General features: G+C 56.1%; 6 protein-coding genes. All 6 read left to right on the top strand.

All coding sequences use genetic code 11. The annotated features are described in order from the left end of the window. Positions 1-852 precede the first annotated feature (852 nt). The 6 genes from QZZ60_RS09505 to QZZ60_RS09480 all read left to right on the top strand — a co-directional run bounded on the left by QZZ60_RS09505 (position 853) and on the right by QZZ60_RS09480 (position 7,100). Complete coding sequence (locus tag QZZ60_RS09505; protein WP_295640852.1) at positions 853-1,338, top strand: hypothetical protein; 486 nt, start codon at positions 853-855, stop codon at positions 1,336-1,338. A 686-nt stretch (positions 1,339-2,024) separates the two neighbouring features. Continuing rightward, a complete protein-coding gene (locus tag QZZ60_RS09500; RefSeq protein ID WP_295640850.1) occupies positions 2,025-3,059 on the top strand; it encodes a methionine ABC transporter ATP-binding protein in 1,035 nt (344 codons plus the stop codon). Beyond that, positions 3,052-3,732: a methionine ABC transporter permease gene (locus tag QZZ60_RS09495; protein ID WP_295640848.1), complete on the top strand. Its 681-nt coding sequence runs from the start codon at positions 3,052-3,054 to the stop codon at positions 3,730-3,732. Before QZZ60_RS09500 ends, QZZ60_RS09495 begins: the two co-directional genes overlap by 8 nt. A gap of 15 nt (positions 3,733-3,747) precedes the next feature. Then, on the top strand, positions 3,748-4,548 hold the full coding sequence (locus QZZ60_RS09490) for a MetQ/NlpA family ABC transporter substrate-binding protein (protein WP_295640846.1): 801 nt from the start codon (positions 3,748-3,750) through the stop codon (positions 4,546-4,548). 9 nt (positions 4,549-4,557) lie between these two features. Further along, positions 4,558-5,919 (top strand): FAD-binding oxidoreductase, encoded by a 1,362-nt coding sequence (locus QZZ60_RS09485; RefSeq protein WP_295640844.1) that lies wholly within the window; start codon positions 4,558-4,560, stop codon positions 5,917-5,919. An 8-nt stretch (positions 5,920-5,927) separates the two neighbouring features. After that, positions 5,928-7,100, top strand: a complete 1,173-nt coding sequence (locus QZZ60_RS09480; RefSeq protein ID WP_295640842.1) for an aminotransferase class I/II-fold pyridoxal phosphate-dependent enzyme — start codon at positions 5,928-5,930, stop codon at positions 7,098-7,100. Positions 7,101-7,514: the final 414 nt, after the last annotated feature.

The following is a 7,514-nucleotide window of genomic DNA, read 5'->3' as shown; positions in this document are numbered from 1 at the left end:
ATATAAATATGGCCTCAATGAAGTGAGGCTCCATTTTTTATTCGCATCAATACTCTGGCAAGCTGGTCATGGCATGAGGTGTTGTTTCTGCATTTGATGCCACCATTGCCTGCACGATTCCCGAAGTCCAGATTCGCCAGCCTGTGTCAAAACTTGTTATGGGGATATCCACAGGTTGAAATATGGTGTGACATTTCTGAGAGCTGCATGAATAACCGCGCGGAATTAAAAATATTTTGATTCATGTGGGTATTTTGTCCAGCGGTGGCCGGGCAGTGCCCATGGCTTTTGCCTGTACCCTATACGCCGTCTGAAACCCGACATGAGGTCCCGCAAGTATGTCGACGGCGGTCTGTTTCTCTTCATTCCCACCAGTGAAAGCAAGCTCTGGAGAATGCCCGCGGGAAAGCGCACGCTGCCCAGTTTCGGGGGAATATCCTGTCTACACTCCAGGCCTCCGCTTCTTTCAAAAAAAAATCGCTGGTCATGCAGTCCCGCAGGCTTTCTCCTCTTTTGATTTTGCAGTTGTCCCGCCTGTCTTTTTTCATCGGCAGATTAAGTTCGTCTTGCCCTTGTAATTCCCGCCTTTTTCCCGCGCTCTCCGTCCAGATAGTACATATACAGTGGTCACAGTCTTTGCTGTGCTTGCGGCAGCCGTGCCGGGGATTCCGAGGTCACTGTTCATGCCGCTTCCTTGCCAGGTCACACACCACCGGGCGTCCCAAGGGCGTATGTGTCATGAACCGCAGTGTCTGTCAGTATGTCCGGGCCCTTGCCGATGAGTTTCATCCCGGTCCCGGCGATATCATGCTGCAGTACGCGGTCTGTTCCTTTGACATCTTTGTGGAGTAAGTGTTCGCCAGCCTGTTGAACGGTGCGGCTCTGGCTGTCCCCGTCGACGAGGACAAGGCCGATATTCGTGCGTTCATGGCTTTTGTGGAACGTCACCAGGTGACCATGATCAGCAGCTTTCCGTATTTGCTGGCGGATATGAATCATCTGCCGTCCATTCCGTTCTCTCTGCGGCTGCTTATCAGCGGCGGCGATGTGCTGCGCGGCATTTATAAGGAACTTTCCGAGAATTTGACCGCCGTTATGACTCCTGTGTTTTTTGTGGAGATGAAGCAAATTCCCCTGAATGTTAACGGCGAGGCAGGATGCTTTCCAGCTGCCGGTAGTGATGAAGGCAGGGGCGTTGTAATGGACATTCAGATCAGGGAGGCCACGATTCAGGATATTGACTTGCTGATGCAATGGCAGATGCAGGTATTGCATGAGGTGTTCATCCCTTGGGAACAGTCCGTAAAAGAGCGGGAAGAAGAAAAATCGTCAATATAAAAGCCGGGACCATGCTTCAAGTTTTGGAGAGTTTTTCCCCTCCAGCCCTTGTCATGCCGGGGAGAGGGATTTCATGGATGCTGGTGCCTTCTCACGGGCTGTGGAATGCGCCGCAGGCTCTTGGGGGCCATGAGGGATGGAAGAGGCTGGAAATTTTTGCCGTGTCAACGTGTTCACGATACGTGAGTCTCCGGCCGCGGATAGCCTGTATCTGCGATTTTCTTCTGAGGACGCGGGCAGGACTGCAGGCAGGGGATGCTGAAGCATCGTTTGCCCTGGGAGACAGGGGATCACTGGTCCTGGCCTGATGAAAAATGTTCATGGCGGCTGCCGACAGACCTCGGAAGGCATGGATCCCGTGCACCAACGCTTCTCTTCGGTCTGCAGAGTGCGCGGTTGCTTTTATATATCTTATTGTCATATGTCTCTATTTTTTATTTGACAAAAAATAAAAGGTCAGGCAAGTATACCGCGAGGTAAAGATTATGGCTATATTTTTCGAACGGCTTGTTCGTCGAAACTTTCGTTTCGGACGAATGTTTTGCTCCCAGGCGTATCATATGCGCAGGGAGTCTATGTCTGTTCGCTAGCTGAATCCTGCCTTTTTTCCTGCGCCTGGGAGTCTTCGTGCGTTCTCCGGAAGGTATTCCGGTTGTTTTTCCTTTTTTTCGCAAGGAACGCATTCCATGATTCGTCTCGAAGACGTCTGCAAGGTGTTCGCAGGCGCGCAGGGCCCCGTGGAGGCCGTCAAACATGTCCACCTTACCATTGAACGCGGCGATATATTCGGCATCATCGGCTTTTCCGGGGCGGGAAAGTCAACATTGCTTCGCTGCATCAATCTTCTGGAACGTCCCACGTCGGGCAGGGTACTGTTCGACGATACCGACCTCACTCAGCTGAGCGAGGGGGAAGTGCGCGCCGTGCGTCGCCGCATCGGCATGATTTTCCAGCAGTTCAATCTGTTCAGTTCACGCACGGTTTTCGGCAATGTCGCCTTTCCTCTTGTCGGCCGCGGACTTTCCAGAGATGCCGTTGCCGCGCGGGTAAAGGAGCTTCTCGACCTTGTGGGGCTTTCGGGCAGGGAGGGAGACTATCCTTCCCGGCTTTCCGGCGGGCAGAAACAGCGTGTGGCCATTGCCCGTGCGCTTGCCAGCGATCCCGAGGTGCTGCTCTGCGACGAAGCCACCAGCGCGCTTGATCCCCAGACCACTCAGTCCATACTCCAGCTTTTGCGCGAACTGAACCGTAAGCTGGGACTGACCATAGTCCTCATCACCCACGAAATGCAGGTCATCAAGGAAATCTGCAATCACGTCGCCGTCATGGAGAACGGAGCCGTGGTGGAGCAGGGCGACGTTTTTTCCGTGTTCGCCAATCCGCAGCAGGCCGTTACCCGCAATTTCATGGAGATGACTTCTCATCTCGCCGGATTCCGTCGACTTCTGAAAGATAAATCGCCGCTTCTGGAACTGAAGCCGGGGCAGTGCATTCTCAGCCTTCGCTATGTTGAGCGCAATGTCTGCAGCGCGCTGGTTTCCTATCTTTCCCGTACTTACGGCGTGGATCTGAACATTATTTTCGGCAATGTCGAAATGATCGACGGGCATCCCCTGGGGGGGCTGATAGTCATTGCCGAGGGAAAGGAGGAATCCATCAGAGGATGCATCGAATATCTTGAAAATATCCATGTAGGCGTGGAGGTTCTTCTCAATGCATGAGCTGCTCATTGAATTTTTCCCCTATACCATGAAGTCGCTGCCCATGCTCTGGCGCAGCACGGTGGAGACCCTTCAGATGACGTTCTGGTCAGGGGGCATATCCTTTGTTCTCGGGCTTGTGCTCGGCGTCATGCTCATCGTCACGAGGCGGGGCGGACTCATGGAGAACCGTCTGGTCTACGAAGTGCTGGACAAGACCATAAATCTCTTCCGTTCCATTCCGTTCATCATCCTGCTTTTTTGTCTTCTGCCTCTGACCCGTCTCATTTCCGGTACGGCCATCGGTGTGCAGGGCTCCATCGTTCCCCTCGTCTTCGGAACGGTGCCGTTTCTGGCGAGGCAGATGGAATCGGCATTGAGCGAGGTCAGTCCCGGTCTCGTGGAAGCGGCTCAGGCCATGGGATGCAGCAGGCTCGACATCATATGCCGGGTGTATCTTCGGGAGAGCGTTCCTTCCATAGCCCGTGGCGTGACCATCACCCTCATCAGTCTCATAGGGCTGACGGCCATGGCCGGAGCCGTCGGCGCAGGCGGTCTCGGCAACTTTGCCTATGTCTACGGGCAGCAGCGCAGTCGCATGGACATCATCTATTCCACGGTCATCGTTCTTGTTGCCATCGTGACGGTCATCCAGCTTTTGGGAAGCCTTGTGGCCCGCATCAGCAAACACTAATTTTTGAGGTTCATCATGAATATTTCCGCTCTTATCAAGACTTCCGCTCTTGTTTTTGTTCTTTTTGCCTCCGCCGTTCCGGCCTTTGCGCAGCAGGTGGTGAAAATCGGTCTTACCGGCGCCGTTTACGAAGAAATATGGGCTCCCGTGGCCGAAGAAATGGCCAAAGAGGGCGTGAAGCTGGAATACGTGCAGTTTTCCAACTTCTCTTTGCCCAATCAGGCGCTGGCCAGTGGAGAAGTTGATCTCAATGCCTTTCAGCACCATGCCTTTCTTCGGAATGAGATCAAAAACAACGGCTATGAGATAACCTCCATAGGCGATACCTTCATCGTGGCCATGAATCTGTACTCCCGCAAGATCACGTCCGTGGACGAGCTCAGGGCAGGCGACAAGGTGGCCGTTCCCAACGATGCCACCAATGAAGGCCGCGCCCTGAAGCTGCTTGAAGCGGCCGGAGTGCTGAAGCTGAAGGAGGGCGCGGGAGCCTCTCCCGATCTTTCCGACATCGCCTCCACCCGTGTGCCTCTTGATTTCGTGGAGGTGGACGCCAACCTGATAGTTTCCCTGCTGCCCGACGTGGCGCTGGCGGCCGTCAACGGAAATTATGCGCTGGACAGCGGTCTTACGGCTGATGAAGCTCTGTTCAAGGAACCGAAGTATGACGACGACAGCTATACCTGTCTCATCGCCAGCCGTACGTCCGAGGCCGACAACCCTGTTTTTCGACGCATCGTGGAAGTCTATCAGTCTCAGGCCGTCATCGACGTTTTCAACACCACCTTTGCCGGCTTCTTCGTGCCTGCCTGGAAATAGGAGCGTGTCATGCGTGAACTTTACGACATCATCCGGGACAGTGACCGCGTCATTGTGGAGAACATACCTGAAGCCGCCTTGTCCGATACGCTGGGCCGCCGTCGCGGAACCGCGCAGGCACTGGTTTATCCTCTGACCACGGAAGAGGTGAGCGCCGTCATGCGCTTGGCCTGGCAGAGGCGGATTCCCGTGACCCCGAGAGGGGCGGGAACCAATCTCGTGGGATCCACGGTACCTGACGGAGGAATCATTCTTGACCTTTCCCGCATGAACCGCATCCTTGAGGTGGATCCCGATACGTTTACCGTGACGGCGGAACCCGGCGTCCTGCTTCAGGATCTGCAGGCCCGAGTCGAGTCCATGGGCCTCTTCTATCCTCCGGACCCGGGAGAAAAGGCCTCTACGCTGGGCGGCAACATTTCCACCAACGCCGGAGGCATGAGGGCCGTGAAGTACGGGGTCACCCGTGACTATGTGCGCGGACTCACCGTGGTGCTGGCCAATGGGGACGTCGTGGAGCTGGGGAGCAAGAACGTGAAGGATGCCAGCGGGCTGGACCTGAAACAGCTTGTCATCGGATCGGAAGGAACGCTGGCCGTGATCACGCGATGCCTCCTGCGTCTGGTGGGGCGTCCGGAATATTCTCTTACGGCGCTGGTTCCCTTTGCCGGTCTTCATGAAGGCATCAGGAGCGTGCCGCTGATTCTTCAGGCGGGGCTTGACCCTACGGCCGTGGAATTCGTGGAGCGCAGCGTGGTGGAGCTCGGCGAGCGCTTTACAGGCATCAGCTACCCCTGTCCTCAGGCAGAAGCCTACATTCTGCTCACCTTTGACGGTCGGAGGGAAGACATCGAAGACCGCGTGGAACGTGTGCGTGAACTGGTTCTCCGGCATGGCGCTCTGGACTTCGTGGCGCTGAACGATCCGGCCCGGGCGGCGGAGATCTGGCGCGTGCGGGGCTGTCTGGTGAAGGCTGTGGAGGCCATATCTGAACAGGAACCCGTGGACATCGTGGTGCCCATCGACAAAATCCCTGACTTTGTGGACTACGTTCATCAGGTTGAAAAGGAAGACAAGGTGAGGATGGTGGCGTTCGGCCATGCCGGGGACGGCAACGTGCATCTGTGCGTGATGCGCGGTCGACGTTCCGATGAGGAATGGCACAGGGATCTCGGTTCCTGCATGAAGAGGATTTACGGGGAGGCCTATCGTCTGGGAGGGCTCACTTCCGGGGAGCACGGCATAGGCCTGAGCAAGCGCCCGTATTATCTGTCCCATACTTCCGAGCTAAAACTCGCCGTGCAGCGCCGCCTCAAGGATGCGCTGGATGAGCGTCACATTCTGAACGACCATAAATCCTATCTGGCCTGAGGTGCCTCATGCAGAATCTTTCCCACAGAACGACCGGTTTTACGGATTCCGTGATCCGTCGCATGACCCGTGTGTCCATGGAATTCGGAGCCATCAATCTTTCTCAGGGGTTCCCGGATTTCGATCCGCCGAAGCCCATCCTTGACCGTCTGGCCGAAGTGGCCGCACAGGGCCCGCATCAGTACTCGGTCACATGGGGAGCGCAGAATTTCCGTGAAGCTCTTGCCGCCAAGCAGTCGCGCTTCATGGGGCGTCCCATTGATCCCGATACCGAGATTGTGGTCACCTGCGGAAGTACCGAAGCCATGATGGCCGCCATGCTGACGGTGACCAATCCCGGCGACAAGGTCGTGGTCTTTTCCCCCTTCTATGAGAACTACGGGGCGGATGCCGTTCTTTCCGGAGCTGAGCCCATCTATGTGGCTCTGGAGCCCCCTCTGTTCCGTTTTGATCCCGAAAAGCTCGAAGACGCATTCCGGCAGCGTCCCAAGGCCGTTATTCTGTGCAACCCTTCCAACCCGTGCGGGAAGGTCTTTACCCGCGAGGAACTGGAGATCATAGCCGGTCTTGCACGCAAGTACGACGCCTATGTGATCACGGACGAGGTCTATGAGCATATCGTCTATGCCCCTCACAGGCATGTCTATATGGCCTCGCTGCCCGGAATGGCCGAGCGCACCATTTCCTGCAGCTCGCTGTCCAAGACCTACTCCATCACGGGCTGGCGTCTGGGATACATCATTGCTTCTCCCGAAGTGGTGGATCATGCCAGAAAGGTGCATGATTTCCTTACCGTCGGTGCGGCCTCCCCTCTGCAGGAGGCTGCCGTGACGGGACTGCGTTTCGGGGACGACTACTATCGAGACCTTGCCGCCTTGTATACGGAGAAGAAAAACCTCTTCATGAAGGGACTCGATGATCTCAAGATTCCGCATACCGATCCCGAAGGGGCATATTACGTTCTGCTGGACATATCGGAGTTCGGCTTTGAGAGCGACGTCACCTTCTGCGAGAAGCTTGCCGAACATGTGGGCGTGGGCGCCGTCCCCGGGTCCAGCTTTTTCAGGGAACCGGAAAACAGGTACATCCGTCTGCACTTTGCCAAGAGAAAGGATACCCTTGAGGAGGCGCTGGAACGTCTGTCCGGCATGAGAAAAAAAATGTCGGGCCTGCGCGGATGAACGGCGCGGGAAGGACGGATCGGTACCGTCCTTCCCGGCGTGGTAAACGCTTCCGCAGCGTGACGCCGGAGCATTGGTTGACGAAGCGCTCGGGAAGAGAGGGGAAAATTCATGCGGACGGTCATGTGCTGTGCCGCCGCAGTCCGGCAGGGCGGGGGATGCCTTTCCCCGCCCCGGGCGTCATGAGGGACGGTCGTTTTGGGCCTTTTGGACATACGTGCCGGAGAGGAGCTTCTGTCACGGGAGAGGACATACAGGGGCCTGGACGGTCTTGCACGCCATGCTGCCGGCGGAGGTTTGAATCCGTCCCGGGACGCCGGATGACGGCGACGCCTTGTGATGAGTCACAAGGCGTTTTTTTTTAAGACTGAAAACTCCCCGCTATGCGGGGAGTTCCAAAAAGGCGAAGCCTTT

The organism is uncultured Mailhella sp. (genome assembly GCF_905187505.1).
Taxonomy (GTDB): domain Bacteria; phylum Desulfobacterota; class Desulfovibrionia; order Desulfovibrionales; family Desulfovibrionaceae; genus Mailhella.
Note: the sequence above shows the minus strand (reverse complement) of the source record. Positions and strands in the feature narration are given on the sequence as shown.

Coding starts and splice junctions, on each gene's coding strand:
- QZZ60_RS09500 (WP_295640850.1), top strand. CDS start 2,025: ATGATTCGTCTCGAAGACGTCTGCAAGGTGTTCGCAGGCGCGCAGGGC.
- QZZ60_RS09495 (WP_295640848.1), top strand. CDS start 3,052: ATGCATGAGCTGCTCATTGAATTTTTCCCCTATACCATGAAGTCGCTG.
- QZZ60_RS09490 (WP_295640846.1), top strand. CDS start 3,748: ATGAATATTTCCGCTCTTATCAAGACTTCCGCTCTTGTTTTTGTTCTT.
- QZZ60_RS09485 (WP_295640844.1), top strand. CDS start 4,558: ATGCGTGAACTTTACGACATCATCCGGGACAGTGACCGCGTCATTGTG.
- QZZ60_RS09480 (WP_295640842.1), top strand. CDS start 5,928: ATGCAGAATCTTTCCCACAGAACGACCGGTTTTACGGATTCCGTGATC.